This window comes from Streptomyces sp. NPDC053427, assembly GCF_044544985.1.
Classification (GTDB): domain Bacteria; phylum Actinomycetota; class Actinomycetes; order Streptomycetales; family Streptomycetaceae; genus Streptomyces.
This window is the reverse complement of the sequence record NZ_JBITYA010000015.1, coordinates 12,772-36,501: the sequence shown is the minus strand read 5'-3', so window position 1 is coordinate 36,501 and position 23,730 is coordinate 12,772. Positions and strand designations below refer to the sequence as shown.

24 protein-coding genes are annotated in these 23,730 nt (G+C 72.9%); 14 read left to right on the top strand and 10 right to left on the bottom strand.

What is annotated here, in order from left to right; genetic code table 11:
• The first annotated feature begins 28 nt into the window (after positions 1–28).
• Complete coding sequence (locus ACIGWZ_RS34260; RefSeq protein WP_400071000.1) at positions 29–958, top strand: Gfo/Idh/MocA family protein; 930 nt, start codon at positions 29–31, stop codon at positions 956–958.
• Here the strand turns inward: ACIGWZ_RS34260 and lnt are convergent.
• The 3 genes from lnt to ACIGWZ_RS34245 form a co-directional block, all read right to left on the bottom strand.
• The gene (gene lnt / locus ACIGWZ_RS34255; protein WP_400070998.1) at positions 927–2,468 is read right to left on the bottom strand and encodes an apolipoprotein N-acyltransferase; all 1,542 of its coding nucleotides are present in this window, start codon (positions 2,466–2,468) and stop codon (positions 927–929) included. The two genes, ACIGWZ_RS34260 and lnt, sit on opposite strands and share 32 nt — an antisense overlap.
• A 67-nt stretch (positions 2,469–2,535) precedes the next feature.
• Positions 2,536–3,018 carry a nuclear transport factor 2 family protein gene (locus ACIGWZ_RS34250; RefSeq protein ID WP_400070996.1) on the bottom strand — a complete coding sequence of 161 codons (483 nt, stop codon included), beginning with the start codon at positions 3,016–3,018 and terminating at the stop codon, positions 2,536–2,538.
• Between the two features lie 73 nt (positions 3,019–3,091).
• On the bottom strand, positions 3,092–5,053 hold the full coding sequence (locus ACIGWZ_RS34245) for an ABC transporter ATP-binding protein (RefSeq protein WP_400070994.1): 1,962 nt from the start codon (positions 5,051–5,053) through the stop codon (positions 3,092–3,094).
• 238 nt (positions 5,054–5,291) lie between these two features.
• Between ACIGWZ_RS34245 and ACIGWZ_RS34240 the strand changes: the two genes are divergently transcribed.
• Positions 5,292–6,110: an ATP-grasp domain-containing protein gene (locus ACIGWZ_RS34240; RefSeq protein ID WP_400070992.1), complete on the top strand. Its 819-nt coding sequence runs from the start codon at positions 5,292–5,294 to the stop codon at positions 6,108–6,110.
• Positions 6,111–6,655: 545 nt separating this feature from the next.
• Positions 6,656–7,039 (top strand): STAS domain-containing protein, encoded by a 384-nt coding sequence (locus tag ACIGWZ_RS34235; protein ID WP_400070990.1) that lies wholly within the window; start codon positions 6,656–6,658, stop codon positions 7,037–7,039.
• An 86-nt stretch (positions 7,040–7,125) separates the two neighbouring features.
• On the opposite strand, the gene ACIGWZ_RS34230 is transcribed toward ACIGWZ_RS34235, so the two are convergent.
• The 3 genes from ACIGWZ_RS34230 to ACIGWZ_RS34220 form a co-directional block, all read right to left on the bottom strand.
• On the bottom strand, positions 7,126–7,614 hold the full coding sequence (locus ACIGWZ_RS34230) for a glutathione peroxidase (protein WP_400070988.1): 489 nt from the start codon (positions 7,612–7,614) through the stop codon (positions 7,126–7,128).
• 252 nt (positions 7,615–7,866) lie between these two features.
• Positions 7,867–9,204: an SGNH/GDSL hydrolase family protein gene (locus ACIGWZ_RS34225; RefSeq protein ID WP_400070986.1), complete on the bottom strand. Its 1,338-nt coding sequence runs from the start codon at positions 9,202–9,204 to the stop codon at positions 7,867–7,869.
• A 197-nt stretch (positions 9,205–9,401) separates the two neighbouring features.
• Positions 9,402–10,205 carry a TetR/AcrR family transcriptional regulator gene (locus tag ACIGWZ_RS34220; protein WP_400070984.1) on the bottom strand — a complete coding sequence of 268 codons (804 nt, stop codon included), beginning with the start codon at positions 10,203–10,205 and terminating at the stop codon, positions 9,402–9,404.
• Between the two features lie 73 nt (positions 10,206–10,278).
• Here ACIGWZ_RS34220 and ACIGWZ_RS34215 point away from each other — a divergent pair, with 73 nt between their 5' ends.
• Complete coding sequence (locus ACIGWZ_RS34215; protein WP_400070982.1) at positions 10,279–12,588, top strand: ATP-binding cassette domain-containing protein; 2,310 nt, start codon at positions 10,279–10,281, stop codon at positions 12,586–12,588.
• 47 nt (positions 12,589–12,635) lie between these two features.
• Entirely contained in the window at positions 12,636–13,535 is a 900-nt protein-coding gene (locus tag ACIGWZ_RS34210) for a siderophore-interacting protein (RefSeq protein ID WP_400070980.1), read from the top strand.
• A gap of 123 nt (positions 13,536–13,658) precedes the next feature.
• Here the strand turns inward: ACIGWZ_RS34210 and ACIGWZ_RS34205 are convergent, their stop codons facing one another.
• On the bottom strand, positions 13,659–14,036 hold the full coding sequence (locus ACIGWZ_RS34205) for a VOC family protein (RefSeq protein ID WP_400070979.1): 378 nt from the start codon (positions 14,034–14,036) through the stop codon (positions 13,659–13,661).
• A 166-nt stretch (positions 14,037–14,202) separates the two neighbouring features.
• Complete coding sequence (locus tag ACIGWZ_RS34200; protein WP_400070977.1) at positions 14,203–15,252, bottom strand: ALF repeat-containing protein; 1,050 nt, start codon at positions 15,250–15,252, stop codon at positions 14,203–14,205.
• Between the two features lie 320 nt (positions 15,253–15,572).
• Between ACIGWZ_RS34200 and ACIGWZ_RS34195 the strand changes: the two genes are divergently transcribed.
• Positions 15,573–16,046, top strand: a complete 474-nt coding sequence (locus ACIGWZ_RS34195) for a hypothetical protein (protein WP_400070975.1) — start codon at positions 15,573–15,575, stop codon at positions 16,044–16,046.
• Positions 16,047–16,060: 14 nt separating this feature from the next.
• Here the strand turns inward: ACIGWZ_RS34195 and ACIGWZ_RS34190 are convergent, their stop codons facing one another.
• Positions 16,061–16,873 (bottom strand): alpha/beta fold hydrolase, encoded by an 813-nt coding sequence (locus ACIGWZ_RS34190; protein WP_400070972.1) that lies wholly within the window; start codon positions 16,871–16,873, stop codon positions 16,061–16,063.
• A 366-nt stretch (positions 16,874–17,239) separates the two neighbouring features.
• Between ACIGWZ_RS34190 and ACIGWZ_RS34185 the strand changes: the two genes are divergently transcribed.
• The 3 genes from ACIGWZ_RS34185 to ACIGWZ_RS34175 are packed head-to-tail and all read left to right on the top strand — an operon-like array spanning position 17,240 to position 18,263.
• Positions 17,240–17,440 (top strand): hypothetical protein, encoded by a 201-nt coding sequence (locus ACIGWZ_RS34185; RefSeq protein WP_400070970.1) that lies wholly within the window; start codon positions 17,240–17,242, stop codon positions 17,438–17,440.
• Complete coding sequence (locus tag ACIGWZ_RS34180) at positions 17,437–17,835, top strand: ArsR/SmtB family transcription factor (protein WP_400070968.1); 399 nt, start codon at positions 17,437–17,439, stop codon at positions 17,833–17,835. Before ACIGWZ_RS34185 ends, ACIGWZ_RS34180 begins: the two co-directional genes overlap by 4 nt.
• 32 nt (positions 17,836–17,867) lie before the next feature.
• Complete coding sequence (locus ACIGWZ_RS34175; protein ID WP_400070966.1) at positions 17,868–18,263, top strand: hypothetical protein; 396 nt, start codon at positions 17,868–17,870, stop codon at positions 18,261–18,263.
• Between the two features lie 30 nt (positions 18,264–18,293).
• Here the strand turns inward: ACIGWZ_RS34175 and ACIGWZ_RS34170 are convergent, their stop codons facing one another.
• A complete protein-coding gene (locus ACIGWZ_RS34170; RefSeq protein ID WP_400070964.1) occupies positions 18,294–19,016 on the bottom strand; it encodes a CDP-alcohol phosphatidyltransferase family protein in 723 nt (240 codons plus the stop codon).
• A gap of 167 nt (positions 19,017–19,183) precedes the next feature.
• Between ACIGWZ_RS34170 and ACIGWZ_RS34165 the strand changes: the two genes are divergently transcribed.
• From ACIGWZ_RS34165 to ACIGWZ_RS34145, 5 genes are all read left to right on the top strand, one after another.
• Positions 19,184–20,188, top strand: coding sequence for a zinc-binding alcohol dehydrogenase (locus ACIGWZ_RS34165; RefSeq protein WP_400070962.1), 1,005 nt, complete (start codon positions 19,184–19,186; stop codon positions 20,186–20,188).
• 109 nt (positions 20,189–20,297) lie between these two features.
• Positions 20,298–20,696, top strand: coding sequence for a 6-pyruvoyl trahydropterin synthase family protein (locus ACIGWZ_RS34160; protein ID WP_400070960.1), 399 nt, complete (start codon positions 20,298–20,300; stop codon positions 20,694–20,696).
• Entirely contained in the window at positions 20,693–21,808 is a 1,116-nt protein-coding gene (locus ACIGWZ_RS34155) for a glycosyltransferase family 4 protein (RefSeq protein ID WP_400070958.1), read from the top strand. The genes ACIGWZ_RS34160 and ACIGWZ_RS34155 overlap by 4 nt, the downstream gene beginning before the upstream one ends.
• On the top strand, positions 21,784–22,686 hold the full coding sequence (locus tag ACIGWZ_RS34150) for a methyltransferase domain-containing protein (protein WP_400070957.1): 903 nt from the start codon (positions 21,784–21,786) through the stop codon (positions 22,684–22,686). Before ACIGWZ_RS34155 ends, ACIGWZ_RS34150 begins: the two co-directional genes overlap by 25 nt.
• Positions 22,683–23,681: a lysylphosphatidylglycerol synthase transmembrane domain-containing protein gene (locus ACIGWZ_RS34145; RefSeq protein ID WP_400070955.1), complete on the top strand. Its 999-nt coding sequence runs from the start codon at positions 22,683–22,685 to the stop codon at positions 23,679–23,681. The genes ACIGWZ_RS34150 and ACIGWZ_RS34145 overlap by 4 nt, the downstream gene beginning before the upstream one ends.
• The last annotated feature ends 49 nt before the right edge of the window (positions 23,682–23,730 follow it).

Here is a 23,730-nt window from a genome sequence, read left to right as displayed (position 1 = left end):
CGGCGTCGTCCCGGCAGAAGGAGCGCGCGTGAAGGTCGGCTGCATCGGACTCGGAGACATCGCCCAGAAGGCGTACCTCCCCGTACTGGGCATGCAGCCCGGCATCGAGCTGCATCTGCAGACGCGCACTCCGGCCACCCTCCAACGGGTCGGCGACGGCCACCGGCTGACCGGTCGGCAGCTGCACACCGACCTGGACTCGCTGCTCTCCGTCGGCCTGGACGCGGCCTTTGTGCATGCGCCGACCGCCGTGCACCCCGAGATCGTGACGCGGCTCATCGAGGCGGGCGTGCCGACCTATGTCGACAAGCCGATTTCCTACGAGTTCGCCGCATCGGAACGCATCGTGCGGCTCGCCGAGGACCGGGGCGTGGGGCTGACCGTCGGCTTCAACCGGCGCTTCGCGCCCGCGTACGCCCAGTGCCGGGAGCACGCCCGCGATCTGATCCTGATGCAGAAGAACCGCGTCGGCCTGCCCGAGGACCCGCGCACCCTGGTACTCGACGACTTCATCCACGTCGTCGACACCCTGCGGTTCCTCGTCCCCGGCGAGATCGATCACATCGATGTCCGGGCGCGGATGCGCGACGGGCTGCTGGAGCACGTAGTACTCCAGCTCTCCGGCGACAGTGGTTCCCCAGCGCGATCCGGCTTCACGGCCATCGGCGTCATGAACCGGCTCAGCGGCTCCGCCGAGGAGATCCTGGAGGTCTCCGGCCAGGACACCAAGCGCCAGGTCGTGAACCTCGCCGAGATCATCGACCACAAGGGGCAGCCGAGCGTCCGGCGGCGCGGCGACTGGGTGCCGGTCGCCCGGCAGCGCGGCATCGAGCAGATCGTGCTGGCGTTCCTGGACGACGTACGGGCGGGGCGGCAGCCGTCGGCGCGGGACGCGCTGCGCACCCATGAGCTGTGCGAGCGGGTGGTCACCGAGGCGCTCGCGCAGGCCGCCTCCTGAGCGCCCGTACGCCCGCGTACGCGCCGGCGAGCAGCAGAGCGCCCATTGCCCCGTACAGCGCCCAGTCGCCGAACCGGCTGTAGGGGCTGGTGCCCTCGGCCAGCGGCAGATCGTAGACGGCGGCCGCGCTGCGGTCGGTGCCCAGCCGCTCGCCGACCGGCTCGCCGCGGGGGCCGTACACCGCGCTGATGCCGGTGAGCGTGGCGTGGACCATGGGCCGCCAGTTCTCCGCGGCGCGCAGCGCGGCGAGTGAGGCGTGCTGGGCCGGTGCCCAGCTGTCCTGGAACGTCGAGGTGGAGGACTGGGCGACCAGCACCTGCGCCCCGTCGCGCGCCAGGTGACGGCTCATGTCGGGGAAGGCCGTCTCGAAGCACACCAAGGGGCCGATGCGAAGCCCGTCCGCGGTGGCGACCCGCATCACGACCTGATGGGTGCCGCGGATCCGGTCGGTGGTCGCGGCCCTGCCGACATGGGTCGCCCAGCCGAGCAGGGACCTTGCGGGTATGTATTCGCCGAAGGGCACCAGGCGCATCTTGGCGTAGCGGTCGCCGGTCGGCCCGTGCGGCCCGATCAGCACCGCGCTCTTCTCGATGCCCGGCCGGCCCGCCCGCCGCGCATCCGCGTTGATCAGCAGGTCAGCGCCGGTCTGCCGGGACAGCGTGCCGAGCCGGGCGGCGAGTGCGGGATGGTCGCCCGGGTCCTCGTAGAGGCTGCTCTCGCCCCAGACGACGAGCCGTACGCCGCGGCCCGCCAGCGACCGGGTCAGCGACTCGCTCCGGGCCAGCCGCTCGGTGGGGGTGCCGCCGAGACCGGGCTGGACGACGGCGATCCGTACGGTGCCCGAGGGGCGGGGGACCGGCGCCCAGAACCAGGCCGCGGCGCCCGCCAGGACGGGGACCAGCAGCCCGGCGACGGCCGGCCACCAGGACGCGGGACGGGCGATCAGCTCGGCCACCGCGGTGTTCACCGCCACGATCAGCAGGCTCAGCAGCCACACCCCGCCGAGCGACGCCAGCCGCAGCGCGGGCGGCACCTGCCACTGACTGGCGCCGAGCAGCCCCCAGGGGCCGCCCAGGTACTCCCAGGAACGGACGAGTTCGACCATCAGCCAGCCCGACGGCACCAGCACCAGCGCGGCGGCGTACCGCCCGCCCGTCGCCCGCCCGCGCCCGTCCGCGAGCAGGGCGTGCACCAGGATCCCCCAGGGCGCCCACAACGCACCCAGGAGCAGGGCCAGCACGAGGATGAAGACGTGCAGGTTCGGCAGCAGCCAGTGGTGGACGGCCAGCATGAACCCCGCACCCCCCAGCCAGCCGTCCAGCGCCGCCCGCCGCACCGTCGGCGCCGAGCGCACCAGCAGCAACCAGGGGACGAGGGCGAAATACGCCAGCCACCACCAGGAGGGCGCCGGAAAGGTGAGCGCCGGCAGCGCCCCGCACAGCGCCGCGGCCAGGCCACGCCACCAGGGGGAGCGGAGCCGGGACGCCCGATCGCCGAGCGGTGTGCGCATACCGTCTCCTTCTCGTCGCCCGGGTGGGCTCGTCGCGCGGATCGGGCCGTCGGTGAAGATCGGGGGATCATTCCCCGTCGGGCACCACCTCGCGCCATTTCTCGTGGACGACGACCTCGGCCAGCCGCCAGCCGTCGGTGGTGCGGCGGGCGGCGAACGCGTAGCGGCCGGCGCAGGTGTAGTTGGGGGCGGTGGGGCCGGCATCGTCATCCGCAGTGGTGCCGTCGAGCCGCATCGGGTTGAGGTAGTCGGCCTGGACGGTGGCCGTGTCGCCCGGTGCGCCGTCCCGCCGGGCGAGGGTGATCCGGCGATTGACGATCAGGTGCTGACGCACCGAGAAGTGACGCAGCACCTCGGTGAGCCAGTCTGCGATCTCCGCCGTGCTGCCCTCGATGCCGCCCGCGGAGCGGTAGTCGGCACGGCCGTCGTCGGTGAACAGGGCCCGGTAGCCGACCCAGTCCCCGTCATCGAGGGCTATGGCGTAGCCGGTGACCAGATCGTCGATGGCGAGGCGGTCCATGACTGTCGAGTGTTCCGCGCGCTGCGTCATTGCCTCAGTTTTCGGCATACCGCGGCCCCCGCCAAGAGAGCGGGGGCCAAGCGGCGCGGTGTCCCGGGCGGTATCACCCCACCAGCACGGTGTCCTCGGCGAAGCCCTCGCCCGGATTCTGGCCGGAATCCGCTCCGGTCACCGCCTTTGACCCGCCGGAATCCGTCCCGCCCGCCTCCGAGGCGAACTGGGTCCGGTACAGCTCCGCATACCGCCCGTCGGCCGCCAGCAGCGTCGCATGCGTGCCGCGCTCGACGATCCGGCCGCCCTCGACGACGAGGATCAGATCGGCGGCCCGTACGGTCGACAGCCGGTGGGCGATCACCAGCGCGGTCCGGCCCTCCAGGGCCTCGGTCAGCGCCTCCTGGACGGCGGCCTCGGAGGTGTTGTCCAGGTGGGCGGTGGCCTCGTCGAGGATCACCACCCGGGGGTGGGCGAGCAGCAGCCGGGCGATCGTCAGGCGCTGGCGTTCGCCGCCGGAGAGCCGGTAGCCGCGCTCGCCGACGACGGTGTCCAGGCCGTCGGGCAGGCTGCGGATCAGCGCCTCCAGGCGGGCGCGGCGCAGCGCGTCCCACAGCTCGTCCTCGGCCGCCTCCGGCTTGGCCAGCAGCAGGTTCTCGCGGATCGAGTCGTGGAAGAGGTGCCCGTCCTGGGTGACCATGCCGAGCGCTTCGCGCAGCGAGGCCGCGGTCAGATCGCGGACGTCCACCCCGGCCAGCCGGACCGCGCCGCCGTCGGCGTCGTACAGCCGCGGCAGCAGCTGCGCGATGGTCGACTTGCCGGCGCCCGAGGAGCCCACCAGGGCGACCATCTGGCCGGGCTCGGCGCGGAAGGAGACGTCGTGCAGGACCTGCTCCCCGCCGCGGGTGTCGAGGGTGGCGACCTCTTCGAGGGAGGCGAGGGAGACCTTGTCGGCGGCGGGGTAGCCGAAGCGTACGGTGTCGAACTCCACCGACACCGGGCCGTCGGGCACCGCGCGGGCGTCCGGCTTCTCGGTGATCAGCGGCTTGAGGTCCAGCACCTCGAAGACCCGCTCGAAGCTGACCAGCGCGCTCATCACCTCGATATGCGCGCCGGACAGGGCGGTCAGCGGGGCATAGAGCCGGGTGAGCAGCAGGGCGAGCGAGACGATCGCGCCGGGCTCCAGGTGGCCGCGCAGCGCGAGGTAGCCGCCGAGCCCGTAGACCACGGCCAGCGCCAGCGCGGAGACCAGGGTGAGCGCGGTGACGAAGTACGTCTGCACCATCGCCTGACGCACGCCGATGTCGCGCACCCGACGGGCGCGGGCGGTGAATTCGGCGGACTCACGGGACGGCCGGCCCATCAGCTTGACGAGGGTGGCGCCCGGCGCGGAGAACCGTTCGGTCATCTGCGTGCCCATCGCGGCGTTGTGGTCGGCGCCCTCGCGCCGCAGCGCCGCGAGCCGCCGGCCGACCCGCCGGGCGGGCAGCACGAACACCGGCAGCAGGACGAGCGCGATCAGGGTGATCTGCCAGGACAGGCTCAGCATCACCACGAGGGTCAGCAGAAGCGTCGCGATATTGCTGACGACCCCGGAGAGGGTGTCGCTGAACGCCCGCTGGGCGCCGATCACATCGTTGTTGAGGCGGCTGACCAGCGCTCCGGTGCGGGTGCGGGTGAAGAACGCGATCGGCATCCGCTGGACGTGGTCGTACACGGTCGTCCGCAGATCCAGGATCAGCCCCTCGCCGAGGCTCGCCGACAGCCACCGGGTCACCAGGCCCAGGCCCGCCTCGGCGAGCGCGATGACGGCGATCAGTCCGGACAGTCCGAGGACGACGGAGGCGGAATCGCGATGCCAGATCGCGTCCACCACCCGGCCCGCGAGCAGCGGGGTGGCCACCGCGAGCATCGCGGTCACGGTGCTGAGCAGCAGGAACCACACCAGACGGCGCCGGTGCGGGCGGGCGAAGCCGCCGATCCGGCGCAGCGTTCCGCGGGAGAAGCGGCGGCTGCCCTGCTGTGCGGTCATCGTGCTGTGCAGCGAATGCCAGGCGGTGACTTCCATGTCCATCGCGGCCTCCAAGGTGTCGGGGTCGGCACGGGATCGCCGTGGCTGACCGGCGACATGAAAGGAACCTAGGACCTAAACCAATGTTGAGGTCAAGAGATTCCTTGCCGGTCACCCTCCAGGGCGCGCGTCCGGTCCCCCGCTCACCCTTTCAGGACTCCCGTACGGGCCCCGTCCGTCCTCGGGCCGCCCCGACCGCCCGCCCGGACCGCCCCCGCAGCCCGCCGATACCATGATCGCCATGCGACACGGGGGCCATGGCGACGACGCCCACACCACGGCAGCCGCTTCCCACGCGGCGACGCTGTTCCTGCCGCCGCGCCTGACGGCATCGGCCACCGAGCTGCGCGACACCGCCCGGCGGCGCGGACTGCGCACCGTCCAGCTGCCCACCTTCGCCCTCCCGGAGGGACTGCGCGCCGGGGGGCCGGAGCATCTGCACGCCGGGCCGTCCTTCGCCGACGCGCTGGCGGGCCCGCTCGGCATCGCCCCGCTCGAAGCCCCGGCACGCTGGCTCGCCGATCTGCCCCGCGACCTCGTACGGCGCGAGATCCGCGCGCTGGCCCTCCGCGAGGCGTACGCCCTGCGCCGACCGGTCTTCGTCAAGTCACCCAACGACAAGGGCATCCGGGCCATGGTCTACGCCGACGGATCCCGGCTGCCCGGCGCCGACGCCGTCGACCCCGACACCCTCGTGCTGGTCTCCGACGTCGTGTCCTTCGCCGCCGAATACCGCCTCTACCTCCTGGACGGCGAGGTGTGCACCGGCAGCCGCTACGCCGAGGACGGGCGGCTGAGCCTCGGCCCGCTCACCCCGGACGCGGCGGCCTTCGGCGCCGAACTCCTCGCGCGCTGCGGCGCCGGCCTGCCGTCCGCGATCGTCGTCGACGTCGGCCGCCTCGACGGCCACTGGGCGGTCATCGAGGCCAACGCGGCCTGGGCGAGCGGGCGTTACACCAGCGACCCGGAGCGGGCCCTGGACACCGTGCTGCGGGCGGCGGGCCCGGCGGAGCGGGTGACGGCGCGCGACCGGCCGTTCATCAGGGCGACGGCGCGGTGACCGGCCGGCGCTGCCGACGACCCGGAGCGTACCGGCGGGCCGCTGTGCCGCCCGCCGTCTCCGCGATCCGGCCGAGGTCGTCGCGCTCCTGACGGTTACGGTCTGTGCCAAGCCGAAAACCGCTGTTTCAAGCCACGCGGTCAACGGAGTCCGATGACGGGTGTCCGGCGGGCGCCGCCGCGGCCGGATCGCGGAGACGCGTCAGCTCCGTGATGTGCTTCGAACTCGCCCCGGAAAACGGCCCGTTGGCCGCCCGCCTCGGGCACGCGCGCACGAGGCGACGGCGGTCCGACGCGGGAAGTCCGCTCTGAGCTGGTCCGCTGCAATTGAGACAACCTCTTTATGCGGTTCTCGCCAGGGCTTGACGCTACGACAGGCGGGTAAGCCGTAGAACGTAACGCACAGCAGCGATGTCAGGGCACAGCCGACGACCGGATACGGACGCATCCGCCGGGATCGCGACGGGCGCTTCCCCCTTCTCTCCGTACGCCTTCGCCACCTGCGTGGCGCTGTCTCGCTCTCTGGCACGAAAGTGGGTCGGGCTGATGGTCGAGGGCCACAACTACCAGGAATTCGTCGGCCACATCCGCGAGGCGGGCAGCACGATCGTGCTGGAGCTCCGCGGCGAATGGGACATCCTCACCGCCTCGGTGGTCTCCGACCGGCTGGACGCGCTGACCGGCGTGCCGCGCCCCGATCTCGTCCTCGATGTGAGCGCGGTGACCTTCATGGACTGCGCCGGGCTGGGCCTGCTGTGCCGCGCCCGGCACCGGGCGCGCGACCGGGGCGGGCGGCTGCGGCTGACCGGGGTCGCGGAGAGCGGGTGGGTCGCCCGGCTGCTGGGGATGGCCTCGCTGACCGGTGAGTTCGAGACGGTCGCCGAAGCGATCGCCGGAGCCACCTGCCTGGCCGACTGCGTGGCCGTCTGACGGCCGGCGGGCGGAAGGCGGGCGGATGGCCGGCCGCGCGGCACCGGCCCGGGCCGCGCGCGGCGACCGGCCCGGGCGCCCGTGGCTCAGGCCGGCAGGGCCGCCTCGATGGCCGCGACCAGCTCGTCGGCCTCCGGCTCCGTGCGCGGCCGGAACCGGCCCACGACCTCGCCCTGATGGTCGATCAGGAACTTCTCGAAGTTCCACTGGATGTCCCCGGCCGCGCCCTCCGCGTCCTGGGTGCCGGTCAGCTCCGCATACAGCGGATGCCGCTCCGCGCCGTTGACATCGGTCTTCTCGAACAGCGGGAAACTGACGCCGTACTGTGCGGAGCAGAACGTGGCGATCTCCTCGGCGGTGCCCGGCTCCTGGCCCGCGAACTGATTGCTGGGGAAGCCCAGCACGCTGAAGCCGCGGTCGGCATAGCGCTCCTGGAGCCGCTCCAGGCCCGAGTACTGCAGGGTCAGCCCGCACTTGGACGCCACATTGACCACCAGCAGCGCGCGGCCGCGGTAGTCGGCGAGCGAGGCGGGCTCACCGGTCAGGGTGCGCAGGGGAATGTCGTACAGGCTCACGGTCATGCTCCTCAATGCGGTTCCGCGGATAGGGACGGCCATCATCGGTTCCAACAGTGGCGCCCGGCTTGATCTTCCCGGAATCGTCGATCGGCCACGAGACCACCGGCCGCAGCGCCCCCGCACGCCACTCCCGGAGCAATTGGTCGAAGATCGGGGTCGCCTCCTCGGTGGACCGCCGGGCGTACGGGGGCGAGAGGGAGAGGCGCTGGAAAACATGACCCGTGGTCTTTTTGGCGTCCATGTCAGGACTCAACCTGGAGAGTGCTGCCCTGGTTGCGGTGCGTGCGGGGGACGGCGGCCAGATGTGCCTGAGCCGGTGACGGGCAGAAGATACGTTCCCGCGCGGCCCAGTGCCGACAGATCCACCGCCTGCGCCATGGCGTACATCCCGGCGGTGTTCGGATGCACCCCGTCGCCGCTGTTGTACGCGCGCCGCAGCCGCCGCGGCGCGGCCGGGTCGCGCAGCGCCGCATCGAAGTCGACGACGCCGTCGAAGGCCCGCCCGGTACGGATCCAGTGGTTGACCTGCGCCCGCATCCGTTCCCCCGTCGGGCTCAGCAGGGCGTTGGGGGTGATGGTGCCGGCATGCAGCGCGATGCCGGCGGCGTGCGCCCGGCTGGCCAGCGAGGCCAGTCCGGCGATCACCTGGTCGGCCGTCACCCTGGTGCCCCGGTGCACCCCGGTGCCGGCCCCCAGGTCGTTGGTGCCGAGAAGCACGATCGCGTCGGACACGGCGGTCTGCCGGAGCACATCGCGGGCGAACCGCGCCTCGCCGTTGATCCCGAGGTGGATCCGCCCGTCGGCGCCGGTTCCGACGTCGCTCAGCAGCCGGTTGCCGCCGATGCCCGCGTTGACGACGGAGAGCCCGCGGCCGCGCCGCGCGGCAGCGGCCAGCCGCCGCGCCAGCACGTCCGGCCAGCGCACATTGACGTCGTCGGGGATCTTGCCGCCCTCGGTGATGGAGTCGCCGAAGGCCACCACCGTGCCGTCCGCGGTCGCCGCGGCGACATCGACGCCTTCCAGGAAGAACCAGGAAAGCGTCCGGTGGTGGAAGGCCGAGCCGCTCTCGTCGGCGGTGTGATCCCCCCGCGTGGACAGGTAGCTGGTCTGTTTCGCCCCGCCGTGCCAGGTGGTCGGCCCGGTCGGGGTCGGCAGATGGATGCTCACCACCAGGTCGTGGTCGGCGTGCACGGTCAGCCGTACGGGATCGCTGACGACCTCCGCACCTACGGGGACGGTGGCCGAGCGCCGCCCGGCGAAGGTCACCCGGCGCCGGGTTCCCGGCACGGTGGCGGCACCCTTGGCCCGTCGCGCGACCGTCACCGCGCCCAGATCCAGCGGCCGGGTGCCGTACAGGTTGGACAGGCGCAGCCGGACCCGGTCGCCACCGACCGAGAGGCGCACCACCAGGCGGAGGGTGTGGTGGGCGAATCCATGGACGGACCGGCCCCTGCGCGCCGGCGGGGTGAGGGCGGCGGCCCAGCCGCCCACCCAGTAGCGGCTGCCGCCCGCGGCTGCCGCCGGTCTCGCGGCCGCCCCCAGGAGACCGAGCGACGCCGCTCCGGCCAGCAGCGATCTGCGCGGCAAGGGTCGTCCTCGCACGGGTGCCTCCCGTCGTCGGTCACTTCGTCAACAGCGCTCGGTCATGGTCCACGGACGCTCCCATTGCCGTGGGCCCGGTCGGCGTCGTACACGCCGTTCTCGCCCTTCTGGCGGAACCCGAGTGGCTGGTAGAGAAGTGCGGGACGGGGTCGGCGCGACATCGGAGCGGCGTTACGACGGGGTCATGGGGCGGCCTTGTCCATCGTCGCCTCGATGCCGTCCAGGATGACGGCCAGGCCGACCTCGAAGGTGGTCTTCGCCTCGCGCTCCATGTACGGCTCCGAGCTGTCCGTATGGGGTGTGGCGCCCTCGGTCTCGAGGCGGACCAGGAGCGGGAAGCGGTGCTGGAAGTCGGGCACGACCTCGCCGAGCACGGTGGAGCGGGACTGCCACCACTCCTCGTCGGACATGCCCGTGGCCGCCGCGGCCAGCCGCGATTCCGTGACGGTCTGTGCGGCGCCGCGGACGAAGTGGAAGAGCGCCCCGACGATGCGGCGCAGCACGGCGGAGTCCAGCTCGGTGGCGTACAGCAGCCGCACCAGCGTCTCCAGCGCGACGTATTCGTTCGGCCCGAGCACCGGCCGGGCCTGGGAGACCTGGAGCACCCAGGGGTGGCGCAGATAGAACTCCCAGGTGTCCTCGGCCCAGGACGACACCGCGGGTCGCCAGCCCGGCGCGAGGTCGTAGTCGGTCGGCAGCTCGGCCAGCGCCCGGTCGTACATCAGGTCCATCAGCTCGTTCTTGCTGGGGACATAGGTGTACAACGCCATCGCCGTCCGCCCGAGGCGCTCGCCCACCGCGCGCATCGACAGCGCGGCCAGGCCTTCGGAGTCGGCGAGCTCGATCGCCGCGTCGACGATGGCGTCCACGCTCAGCGCCGGTTTGGGGCCGGGCGCTGCGCGCTTTCCGGCCGTGTCCTTGTCCTTGGCGCGCCACAGCAGGGACATCGAACGGCGGGCGTCGCCCTGGCCGGCGAAGAGAACCACTTGCCAACTCCTTACAGCATAAAGTAACGTCGTCGGGAGAACTCTTTACAACGTAAAGATATCAGGGGGCGGGATGGGGTACCAGGGGTCCGGCGAGCGGTCTGTTCGGTCTGCCGCCGACAGTCACGACGTCATCGAGGTCCGCGGCGCACGGGAGAACAACCTCACGGAGGTGTCCCTCGACATCCCCAAACGCCGCCTCACGGTCTTCACCGGAGTCTCCGGATCGGGCAAGTCCTCCCTGGTCTTCGGCACCATCGCCGCGGAGTCCCAGCGGCTGATCAACGAGACCTATACGGCCTTCGTCCAGTCGTTCATGCCGAGCCAGGCAAGGCCCGATGTCGACGCGTTGCGGAACCTGAGCGCGGCGATCGTCGTCGACCAGGAACGGATGGGCGTCAACTCCCGCTCCACGGTCGGCACCGCGACCGACGCCCACACCATGCTGCGGATCATCTTCAGCCGCCTCGGTGAGCCCCACGTCGGCACCTCGACCGCCTTCGGCTTCAACAGCGCCGAGGGAATGTGCCAGACGTGCGAGGGGCTGGGGCGGGTCTCGACGATCGACATCGACGCGCTGGTGGACACCGAACTCTCCCTCAACGAGGGCGCGATCACCGCACCGGGCTTCACCGTCGGCTCCTTCTACTGGCAGACCCTCGCCCACTCCGGCTACTTCGACCCCGACGCCAAACTCAAGGAGTACACCCCCGAGCAGTGGGACACATTCCTGCACCAGCCCGCCACCAAAACCAGACAGGGCACCTTCAACATCACCTGCGAGGGCCTGCTGGTGAAGGTGCAGCGGGTGTATCTCGCCAAGGACCGCGAGTCCATGCAGCCGCACATCCGGGCCTTCGTCGACCGCGCGGTGACCTTCACCGCCTGCGGCGACTGCGGTGGCACGCGCCTCAACCCCGCCGCCCTCGGCTCCCGTATCGCCGGCCGCAACATCGCCGAATGCTGCGCCCTCCAGATCAGCGACCTCGCCGCCTTCGCGCGGACCATCGACGACCCGTCCGTGGCCCCGCTCGTCACCACCCTCTCCCACACCCTGGATTCGCTGGTCGAGATCGGCCTGGGCTATCTGAGCCTGGACCGCGAATCGGGCACGCTGTCCGGTGGCGAGGCCCAGCGGGTCAAGATGGTCCGCCACCTCGGGTCCAGCCTGACCGACGTCACCTATGTCTTCGACGAGCCGACCGTCGGACTGCATCCGCACGACATCCAGCGGATGAACGACCTCCTGCTGCGGCTGCGCGACAAGGGCAACACCGTCCTGGTCGTCGAGCACAAACCCGAGACCATCGAGATCGCCGACCATGTGGTCGACCTCGGCCCCGGCGCCGGATCCGCCGGCGGCCGGATCTGCTTCACCGGCGAGGTCGCCGCGCTACGCCGCTCCGGTACGTTGACGGGCCGCCATCTCGACCACCGCGCCGGGTTGCGCGAGACGGTCCGCCGGCCCAGCGGCCATCTGTCCATCACCGGCGCGACCCGGCACAACCTCAAGGACGTCAGCGTCGACATCCCGCTCGGCGTACTCACCGTCGTCACCGGGGTCGCGGGATCGGGCAAGAGCTCCCTGATCCATGGCTCGCTGCCCCGGCGGGACGGCGTGATCGTCGCCGACCAGTCCGCCATCCGCGGCTCCCGCCGCAGTAATCCGGCCACCTACACGGGGCTGCTCGGCCCCATCCGTACGGCCTTCGCCAAGGCCAACGGCGTCAAGGCCGCGCTGTTCAGCGCCAATTCCGAAGGAGCCTGCCCGCACTGCAAGGGCATCGGGCTGGTCTACACCGATCTCGCGATGATGGCGGGCGTCGCCTCGGTCTGTGAGGAGTGCGAGGGCAGGCGGTTCACCCCGAAGGTGCTCACGTACACCCTGCGCGGCAAGAACATCAGCGAGGTGCTGGCCATGTCCGTGGCCGAGGCCCGCGCGTTCTTCCCCGCCGGACAGGCCCGCACCATCCTCGAGCGGCTGAGTGACGTCGGCCTCGGCTACCTCAGCCTCGGCCAGCCGCTCACGACCCTCTCCGGCGGCGAACGCCAACGCCTCAAGCTCGCCCTCCACATGGCGGAGAAGGCCGCCGTCTACGTCCTGGACGAGCCGACCACCGGCCTCCATCTCGCCGATGTGGACCAGCTCCTGGGCCTGCTCGACAGGCTGGTGGACGACGGAAACACCGTCATCGTCATCGAACACCACCAGGCCGTGATGGCCCATGCCGACTGGCTGATAGACCTCGGCCCCGGCGCGGGACACGACGGCGGCCGCGTGGTGTTCAGCGGCACCCCGGCCGACCTCGTCGCCCACGGCGATTCACTGACGGCCCATCATCTTCGGGCCTACCTCCAACCACCCGCGGCGCCAAGGCCGTAGGGCCGGCGCTACCACCCACCACTTCCCACACCCGCATGGAGGATCCAGTGACGGACGTGCCCGTCGCCCTCATCCAGGTCACCGACGTCCGGCGGATCACGCCGCGCATGGTCCGTGTCACCTTCGCCGGGGACGGCCTCGACGCCTTCCCCACCTGGCCCGACCAGCAGCTCAAGCTGCTCTTTCCCCGACCGGGCCAGACCGCGCCCCGGCTCCCGGACAAGGGCGCGGACGGGGATGTGATGCGCTGGTACGAGGCGTTCCTCGCCATACCCGAGGACGAACGGCCGTGGATGCGCAGCTACACGGTGCGGTCCTACGACGCCGAACGGCACCGGATCACCGTCGACTTCGTCCTGCACGCGGCGGCGGAGGCGCCGGAGGCCGATACCGCAGCCGGTCCGGCCACCCGCTGGGCGGCCAAGGCGCAACGGGGCGACACCCTCGCTCGCTACGGGCCGTCGGCAATCTACGCCAGGCCGCTGCCCCTCGACGGCGCCGACTGGCTGTTGCTGGCCGGTGACGAGACGGCGCTTCCGGCCATCGGTTCGCTGGTGGAGGCGCTGCCCGAGGGCGCCCGCGCGGTGGCGTACATCGAGGTGGCCGACGCCGCGGAGGAACAGTTTTTCGCGACCCCGGCCGACCTCACCGTCCGCTGGGTCCACCGCAACGACGTTGCAGCCGGAAACGGCGAGGCCCTGCTGAGCGCGGTACGCGACGCGGCCTTCCCCTCCTCCGGGGAGGCCTTCGCCTGGCTCGCCGGTGAGGCCGGCACGGTCCGCGCACTACGGCGCCACCTGGTCAACGAGCGCGGCCTGGCCACCACTCAGATCGACTTCACCGGCTACTGGCGCCGCAAACTCACTCAGGACGACGCCCCGACGGCGGAGGACCTGGCCGAGGCGCAGGAGAAGATAGCCGAGGCCCGGGCGCAAGCCGGGGAATAGGACGGCGAACGACGCCCGGTGCGCGACCGGGCGCCGATCACCGCCGGCCCGTCCTCCCGAGGGGCCCGACGGCGCCGGGCGTGACGCTCGTACGACGTCCTCGTACGACGTCCTGGTACGGCCTCACCCCGCCGCCCGCTCGGCCGCGCTCCGCTCCACACAGAACTCATTGCCCTCGGGATCGGCCAACGTCGCCCACCCCGTGCCGTCGGGGCGGCGATGATCGGCTACCAAGGCCGCGCCCAGTGCCAGCAGCCGCTCGACCTCCTCGTCCCGGCTGCGGTCCTGCGGCTGAAGATCCAGATGCAGCCGGTTCTTGGTGGCCTTCTTCTCCGGTACCGCGATGAACAGCAGCCCGCTGCCCGCAGCGGTCACCAAGGCCTCCGGGTCGCCCGGAAAGTCATCCTCGGCGAGCGAGCCGTCCAGCACCTCGGCCCAGAACTGCGCCAGGCGATAAGGGTCGGCGCAGTCGATCGTGATGTGGCGTACCAGTGACGTCATGAGGTGCCTTTCGGTGAGGGGGACCACCGCCCCGCGGGCCCGACCGTAGGGCATACCGCCCGGCCTCGTCAGAAGGTTCGACCGTCGTCGTCCCGCGGATCATGCCTGCCGGTCGGCAGGTGGCCGGGGCGGCCGCCGACGAAGGCAGCCGCCCCGGCCGTTCCGCTCAGCGCCCGACGGAGCTGCGGCGGCGGCCCGCGAGCAGCAGACCGGCGCCCGTGGCGAGGGCGGCCGCCGTACCCCCGACCGCCCAAGAGGTGGCCGATCCGGCTCCCGTGTCGGCCAGTTCGCCGCTGTCGCCGGGGCGCGTCACGGCGCTCCGGGACGACGCGAGGGCGGGCCTGACAGCCTCACCCGTGGCCTCACCGGTGGCCTCCTTCGGCCGGTCGCCGGTAGCCGCCTGGGTGTCCTCGCCGCCCTTGCCGCCGTTGTTGCCGTTGCCGTCGGCGTTGTCGTCGGACCCCGGTGTGGGCTCGTTCTTGGCCGCGCCCTCGGCGGCCTCGTCCTTGGCGCGAGCCTCGTACTGGCCGACCTCCAGGAACCGCCGGACGTCTTCCGGGGTGCCCTGCAAAGCCTTCTTGGCGGCTTCCTTCACCGCGGGGCCGCCGGCGCCGTAGATCTGGGTGGCCCGCACCCGGTCGTCGATCGCGCGGGCCTCGTACTGGCCGACCTCCAGGAAATGCCGGACGTCTTCCGGCGTGCCGTCCAGGGCTTCACTGCCGGCCGCCCTCACCGAGGGACCACCGGAGTGGATGATCTGGGCGACGCGAACCCGGTCGTCCTCCTCCTGGGCGCGACGCAGGCCCGATTCCAGGAAGCGCACGCGGTCCTCCGCCGTGCCGTTCAAGGCCTTCTGCGCGGCCTCGCGGACTCCCCGGCCCGTGTCCTTGTTCGCAAGGATCTTCAAGATGGCGAACCGGTTGTCCTCGTCGCGCGCCGTGTACTGGCCGGATTCGAGGAACTGGCGCATGTCCTGCGCGGTGCCGTCGAGCGCCTTCTGCGCCGCGGTGCGGAGTCCCTTGCCGATGTTCTTGTCGGCCAGCATCCGCAGGATCGCGATCCGGTCCTCTTCCGCCGAGGTGGCGTCTCCCGACGCGTCCTGATGCGCATCCGACGCCGTGTCGGGAGCCGAGGCCGCTCGCGAAGGCGCAGCATCGTCGGCGGCCGCCGGGGAGGCGAACAGGACGGCCGGGGCTATCGCGGCAGCTGCGACCACGGCCGAAACGCGAGTCAACTTCACGTATGACACCGATCCTAGGAAAGATCCGAATATTTGGCAGCCCAGGGTAAAGCAGGCGCAAAACGCGTCGATCACCTGCCCCGCCTGCCATGCCGTAAAGGCACCACCCTCCGGAGCGCTGCACGTATCTCCACCCGCCGACTGCCACGCGAAGATCCATGAGGCTGCGGTGGGGAGAGGGATCCGCCTGATGCGACGAAGGCACGAACTCGCGGCTGGTTGAACCCAGTTGGCTTCGGTGTGCACCGTGCCGGCGACAAGCCCGACAGCCGTGCGGCCCGGGATAATCTGCGGGCATGACCGAGAGCGACACAAGTATCGCGGGGAGCGACGCGGCCCATCAGGCGGAGCAGTTGCGGGCGTGGCTCAAGGCGCGGGCCCCCTTTCACCGATTCCAGGCGGAGGAGGTCACGCGGCACCTGACGCGGTGCGTCGAGGAGTGGGGCGTGAGCCAGCGGTGGACCGCCCGGCGGGAGGCCCCGAGTTGCGCGAAGCCGGCTGAGGGGAGGCCGCCGCGGCAGGGGTATCTGGACGTGAAGTTCTACCGGCCCGGGATGTCTGCGGTCGCCGTGGAGATCGATCGCGGCAACAAACGGTGGTCGCTGGAGAAACTCGAGGCGGAGGCCGCCAACGGGGCGTGCGCGCTGTGGCTGCGGTGGAGTGCGCGGCCGAGCACGATCAGCCCACCTGCGGGCGTCGGGCTCGTGGAGTTGAGGGTGTTGCGCCATCGCCGGCCGGGAAATCAGCCGCAGTTGTATTCCCTGGCCTGACCGGCTCCCGCGCGTCACTGTGCGGTCGACGGACGGGGGCGCCCACCGGATTGCCTGAGCCGGTGGCCTTCGCCCGCGGCGGCGCGGATCAGCAGGGTGGTCAGCTCGTCCGGGTGGGACAGCATCGGGTAGTGCCCGGTGTCCAGGTCGAAGAAGCCGACCTGGGGGTCGGTGAGCTTGTGGAAGCGGGGATCGCCCGACGCCACCAGCGACTCGACGACGGCGATGCTCGCCCCGTTCGCCGTGCAGAAGATGCCGGTGGCCGGGATCCGTGCCGCCTCGCCGGTCAGGCGGAGCGGCTGGGTCAGCGTGCCCAGCGGCTGGGGTGCGGCGAGCCGCTCCAGGCGGCGCCGGGCGGACTCCGGGAGCAGCGCGAGGCTGCCCCACAGCTCTTCGTCGTCCAGGGGCGGCGGCGGCACGATGCGCCCGCCGCCCAGCTCCCGGGCCCGCCGTAGCAGCCGGTCCCGTACGGCCGGGTCGGGCATCACGTCGACCGCCGCGTCGCCGTCGCCGGGCATCCCCGCGTCCAGATGGACGAGGCGGCGGATCCGGTCCGGGCGCCGATCGACGGCCCCCAACGCGGGATGCAGGCCGTAGCAGTGGCCGACGACCACGGTGTCCGCCGGCTCCTCGTGGTCCAGCAGCTGCACCACGTCCTCGATATGCGTCTCGAGATCCGTGCCGGGTCCCGTCAGGTGCCGTCGGTCGCCCATCCCGGTGAGCGTCACCGGGTGCGCCTGATGGCCCCGTTCGCGAAGCCGGGCGGCCACGTCCCGCCAGATCCAGCCACCGGTGTAGCCGCCTGATACCAGGACGAATGCGGTCATGGTCTCTCCTTCGGGTCAGGGTGTTCGCGGCCCGCCGCTACCGGCTTCGGCCGCGCCTGCCGGCACCGTAAAAGCTCCTCCAACGGGAGATTCAAGCCCGGCCGCGCGGGGGGAGGGCGGGTGTGCGGGGCGAGGGGAGGGAGGGGAGGCGCGGTCGCATCGGGTGAGGCGGGCGCTCCGGGGCTGCCGGGGCTTCCGGGCCCGCTCGCGACGTGCCGGCCCGGGCGTCGAGGCCTTTTGCCGCCATCGGATGCATTGTGTCCGCCCCACCCATAGGGGCGGCCCGCCCTTGTCGTCTACAGTTGCAGAATTCCGCAATTCAACAGATGACGCGACGGCCGGTCGGCCTGGACGCGGAGGGCAAGCGTGGGCGGATTCGCCGAGTCGGTACGGGAACGGGTACGAGCTGCGCGCGCCGCCGTCGCCGCCGCGCAGACGGCGGACGACGCCTATGCGCTGGCCGTGGCGGAGGACGAGCTGGACGACGCGCTGCGGGTGGCCGGCAATGTGGGCATCGACCCGGACGGCGGACCCGGGGCCGGGCCGGAGAGCGGGGCGCCGGAGTGAACGGCGCGGGCGTTCCGCTCTATCAGGCGAAGGCCGAATTCTTCCGGATGCTGGGTCATCCGGTCCGCATCCGGGTGCTGGAACTGCTCCAGGACGGGCCGCTGCCGGTCCGCAGCCTGCTGTCCGCGATCGAGGTGGAGCCGTCCGCGCTCTCCCAGCAGCTGGCGATCCTGCGCCGCTCGGGCATCGTGACGGCGACCCGGAGCGGCTCCACCGTCGTCTACGAGCTCGCCGGCGGCGACGTCGCGGAGCTGCTGCGCGCCGCCCGCCGGGTCCTCACCGATGTGCTCACCGTTCGCCATGCGCTGCTCACCGAGCTTCGGAAGGCCGAAGTCGGCGCCGTACGGACGGTCGGAGGGGTGGCGACGGCCGACAGCATGGGGGCGGTGTCGTGACGTACGCGCGCCGCCCCGAGGGGTGATCGCAGATGGCCGCAGCGAGGCGTAAGGGACCGCCGCCGTGGCGGGCGGTCCGCTCCCGCACCTGCATACCGTCGGCCACCGGGCCGGGCTCCGCCCGACCCTGCCGAGGCCGCCACCACCGACGGGGCACGCTGAGAACCGCCCCCGGACACGGCCGCGGCTGCCCGGAATTCGCCGCCCGCCACCGCACGTCACCGCGCTGCGGCCGGCGGCGCGGCACCACCGTCACCGCCGTCCGCCCCGGCCGCCAGCTGGCGCGGCTGCCCGGCGCGGTCCATGTGCCGCACCGCACCGTCCAGCGCGGCGTATGGCGACGGGTGTTGCTCGCCATCCTCGTCAGCCAGCTCCTGATCGTCTTCCTGGCGCTGGTCGTCTACCTGGGGCGGCACGCGGGAACGTGACGGCCGCGCCGCGCTCGGCGCGGCCCGGCCTCACGCGGCGGACTCCCGGGTCCGCCACAGCCAGGCGACGTCCCGCCCGAACGACCACACCAGCAGCGCCAGCGCCAGCCCCACGGCGAGGAACGCCCACGCCGTCGGCACGATTCCGGCACCGGCCACCACCAGGACGATCCCCTGCAAGGCGGCCACCGTCTTGCGGGCCATGCTGTGCGGCAAGTCGCCGCGCAGCCACGGCAGTGCCCAGGACGCCGCGACGAAGGCGTACCGCATGAGGCCGATGAGCAGGACCCATGCGCCCAGCGGCATCGCGACGTAGATGGACAGCACCAGGATGAGGAAGGCGTCCACCTCCATGTCGAAGCGCGCGCCCAGCTCCGTCGCCGTTCCCGTGCGCCGCGCCACATGCCCGTCGACGGCGTCCAGGATCAGGGCCACGGTGGCCAGCGCGACCAGCACCGCGACCGGCACCCGGTGCGCGAAGGAGTCCGCGACCAGGGCCGTCACCCCGCCTACAAGGACCGCGCGGGCCAGCGTGACGCGATTGGCCGGGCCGAACGAGCCCGTCCATGACCGGCGCAGCGCGAGGGTGAGCACGGCCCAGGTGACCACCGCGAACGTGGAGCCCGTCAGCCAGCCCGCGGTACCCAGGCCGACCGCCCGGCACAGCACTTCCAGCATCAGCAGCTGTACGCCCATGCCCGTCGTGGTGTCCTGGCCGAAGGGCCTTGTGTCGTACGGATCTTGTACGGCCACCGTGCCTCCCGGGACGTGTGGCGGAGTCGATGACTGCCGCGTATGGTAACCGCGTCATCATGATCCATCGCAGGCGGCTCCCGCACGGCAGCTTCCCGCACGCAGTTCACCCGCACGCAGCTCACCCGCACCGATGAACCGTCGCCGGAGCGTCCAGGAGGATCCCGATGTCGCGCGCTGCCCGGGCCTTCTGGGTCGTCTCTCCCGGTCGGGGCGAGATCCGCGAGGTCGCGCTGCCCGGACCCGGCGATGACGAGGTGCTGGTGCGTGCGCTGTTCTCCGGTGTGAGCCGGGGGACGGAGAGCCTGGTGTTTCGCGGCGGGGTGCCCGAGAGCCAGTACGCCGCGATGCGGGCGCCGTTCCAGGAGGGGGCGTTCCCGGGACCGGTGACCAGCGGCTATCTCAGCGTCGGGGTCGTGGAGGAGGGGCCGGCGCGGCTCCTCGGCCGTACGGTGTTCTGCCTCTATCCGCACCAGACGCGCTATGTCGTCCCGGCGAGCGCCGTCGTCCCCGTGCCGGACGGCGTCCCCGCGTCGCGGGCCGTGCTGGCGGGGACGGTGGAGACCGCGGTGAACGCCCTGTGGGATGCGGCGCCGCTGGTGGGGGACCGGATCGCGGTGGTCGGCGGGGGGATGGTCGGGTGCAGCGTCGCCGCCGTCCTCGCGCGTTTTCCCGGGGCCCGGGTGCAGTTGGTCGACGCGGATCCCGCGCGGGCCGGGACGGCCACGGCGCTGGGCGTCGCCTTCGCATCGCCCGAGGACGCGCTGGGCGACTGCGACCTCGTCGTCCATGCCAGCGCCACCGACGCCGGACTGGCCCGCTCGCTCGAACTGCTGGCCCCGGAGGGCACGGTCATCGAGCTGAGCTGGTACGGCGACCGGCCGGTCAGCCTGCCGCTGGGCGAGGCCTTCCACTCCCGGCGCCTGACCGTCCGCAGCAGCCAAGTGGGCACGGTCTCCCCGGCGCGGCGCGCCCGCCGCAGCTTCGCCGACCGGCTCGCGCTCGCCCTCGAACTGCTCGCCGACCCCGCCTTCGACGCGCTGATCACCGGCGAATCCGCGTTCGCGGACCTGCCGGGAGTGCTGCCCCGGCTCGCCTCGGGTGAGCTGCCGGCGCTGTGCCATCGCATCCGGTACGGGGACGCGGACGTGGCCCCGGTGACCGGCCCTTAGCGCTGCGGTCCCGTGCCCGTCGCCCGGCCGCGCCTGCCTCGCGCACCTGCGTCACCCTCCCCCTCTGCCACCCCCCCATCTCCCCGTCCGACACCACCGGAGGACCATTTTGTTCAGCATCACCGTCCGCGATCACCTGATGGTCGCCCACAGCTTCCGCGGCGCGGTCTTCGGGCCCGCGCAGCGCCTGCACGGTGCGACCTACGTCGTGGACGCCACCTTCCGGCGCGCCGACCTCGACTCGGACAACATCGTCGTCGACATCGGCCTGGCCACCCAGGAACTCGGCGGAGTGATCGGCGAGTTGAACTACCGCAACCTCGACGACGAGGCCGCCTTCGCCGGCATCAACACCTCGACGGAGGCCCTGGCCAAGGTCATTGCCGACCGGCTCGCCGACCGCGTGCAGGCCGGCAACCTCGGCGAGAGCGCCCGCGAGCTGGCCGGGATATCGGTCACGTTGCACGAGTCGCACATCGCCTGGGCGACGTACGAGCGCGCTCTGTGACCGACACCGGGCCGGGACCGCAGCGCGTGGTGCACTTCGTCCTGCCCGGTGAGGTGGACGACCCGGCCGCCCCCAGCGGCGGGAACACCTACGACCGCCGGGTGTGCCGGGGCCTCCCGGCGGCCGGATGGCGGGTGCGTTCGCATGCCGTGCACGGGAGGTGGCCGCGGCCGGACCCGGCGGCCCGTGGCGGACTGGCGCGCTGCCTGGCCGCGTTGCCGGACGGCGCGCCCGTCCTCCTGGACGGTCTCGTTGCCTGCGGCGTCCCGGAGGTCATCGCTCCGGAGGCCGAGCGGCTGCGGATCGCGGTGCTGGTGCATCTGCCGCTGGCCGACGAGACCGGGCTCGACCCCGGCGTGGCCGGGGACCTGGACGCCCGGGAGCGCCGCACCCTGCATGCCGCACGGGCCGTGGTTGCCACGAGCCGTTGGGCCGCCCGGCGGCTGGTGGCGCGGCACGGGCTCGCGGCCGACCGGGTCCATGTCGCCACGCCCGGCGCCGACCCCGCGCCCCTCGCGCCCGGAACGGACGGCGCGACCAGGCTGCTGTGCGTCGCCTCGGTCGTCCCGCGCAAGGGCCACGGCCGTCTGATGGACGCCCTCGCCGCCGTCGCCGACCTGCCCTGGAGCTGCGACTGCGTGGGCGGGGTGCGGGCGGATCCCGACCTTGTCGGGCAACTGCGGTCAAAGGCATCCGAGTTGGGGCTCGGCGACCGGATGCGCTTCGTCGGGCCGCGGGCCGGTGCGGAGCTGGCGGCGCGTTACGCGGCCGCCGATCTCCTGGTGCTCGCGTCGCACGCCGAGACCTACGGAATGGTCGTCACCGAGGCCCTGGCGCGGGGGATTCCGGTACTGGCGACGGCGGTGGACGGCGTCCCGGAGGCCGTCGGGCGGGCCCCGGACGGCAGCGTGCCGGGGCTCCTCGTACCGTCCGACGACCCCGCGGCGCTCGCCGGGGCGCTGCGCGAGTGGCTCGGGGATCCGGCGGCGCGGCGGCGGCTGAAGATCTCGGCGCGCGGTCGGCGTGCCATGCTGGAGGGGTGGGAGACGACGTCGCACAGGCTGGCGAGAGTGCTGGAACGGCTTCGGTGCGAGCCCCGGACGACGGGGTGAGTACGGCCGGACGGCCCCGGTTCGCCCCGGAATGGCTGGAGTTGCGGGAGCCCGCCGATGCCGCCGCCCGCGCGCCGGGACTGCTGTCCCCGCTGCGGGCCGCGCTGTCCGCCGGGTCCGGGGCCCCGCGGGGGACGGTGATCCGCGATCTGGGCTGTGGCACGGGCTCCATGGCGCGCTGGCTCGCGGTCCGGCTGCCCGGCCCGCAGCACTGGATCCTGTACGACCACGACCCCGCGTTGCTCGCCCGCGCGGCGGAGGCGATGCCCGCGGCGGCCGCCGACGGTGCCGCCGTCAGTGCCACCACGGAGCGCGGCGACCTCGCCCGGCTGACCGCCGCGGCGCTCGCCGGGACCTCCCTGGTCACCGCCTCCGCGCTGCTGGATCTGCTCACCCGCGACGAGGTGGCGGGGCTCGCCGAGGCCTGCGTCGGCGCCGGCTGCCCCGCCCTGCTGGCGCTCTCCGTCGCCGGGCGCGTCGAGCTCACCCCGTACGAGCCGCTCGACGACGAGATCGGCGCCGCCTTCAACGGCCACCAGCGCCGCAGGGCCGACGGCCGGCAACTGCTCGGGCCGGATGCGGTGGTGGCGGCGACGGAGGCGTTCGAGCGGCGGGGCGCGACGGTCCTGACGCGGTCCAGCCCCTGGCGGCTGGCCGCCCCGGAGGCCGAGCTCACCGCCGCATGGCTGCGCGGCTGGGTGGCCGCCGCGCGCGAGCAGCGCCCGGAGCTGGGGGCCCGCGCGGACGCCTATCTGGGACGGCGGCTGGCGGCCTGCGCCGCCGGGGAGTTGACCGTCACCGTGCACCACACGGATCTGCTGGCACTGCCCGGGCCACGCCCGGGGGCCGATCCCTCGGATGCCGGTGCCGCACGATGAAACGGTCCGTCTGGGTGTGGCTGAGGACGCTCGGGGGGCTGGCCATTCTCGCGGTGCTGGTGTGGCACCTAGGGTCCCGGGCCTTCCTGGACGGCCTGCGTCGGATCGACGCCGGAGCGCTGCTGGCCGCCCTCGGCATCGGCCTGCTCACCACGGTGTTCAGCGCCTGGCGCTGGTGCCTGGTGGCCCGCGCCCTCGGACTGCGGCTGCCGCTCGGCCGGGCCGTCGCGGACTACTACCGCGCGCTGTTCCTCAACGCCGCGCTGCCCGGCGGCGTGCTCGGCGACGTACACCGCGCGGTACGGCACGGCCAAAGCGCCCGCGACCTGGGGCGGGGCGTCCGCGCCGTCGTTCTGGAACGGACCGCGGGCCAGCTCGTCCTGTTCGTGGCCGGCGCGGTGGTGCTCCTCGTGCGGCCGTCCCCGGTCCTCGCGCAGGCGGGCCGCTCCCTCGGCGCGCCCGGCGCGGTGCTCGCGGCCGCCGCGGCGGGCGCCCTGGCGCTCGGTGTCGCCTGCTGGAGCCGCCGGGGCGCCTCGCGCGGCGCGCGGGCCGTTAGCGCCACGCTGGCCGAGGCTCGCCGGGCCCTGTTCGCCCGCGGCAGCCGGACGGGCGTGGCGCTCTCGTCCGCGGTGGTCCTGGCGGGATACCTCGGGATGTTCCTGCTCGCCGCCCGCGTGGCGGGAGTCGGCGCGCCCTCGGCCGAGCTGGTGCCGCTGGCGGTGCTGGCCCTGCTGGCGATGGCGCTGCCGCTGAACGTCGGCGGCTGGGGTCCGCGGGAGGGCGTCGCGGCGTGGGCGTTCGGCGCGGCCGGACTAGGCGCGGCGCAAGGCCTCACCACCGCCGTCGTCTACGGGGTCCTCGCCTTCGCCGCGAGCCTGCCGGGCGCCGGGGTCCTGGTCGTACGCGGGGTCGCCGGACTGCGTGCCGGGCGCCCGCAGATCGAGCTCGAAGAGCGTGTCCTCGCCGAGCAGGCTGCGCCGCAGCGGCGGACGTAGCGCGTCGCGCATCACCGGCGTACCGGGAAACCGCAGGCCGGGCACGCCG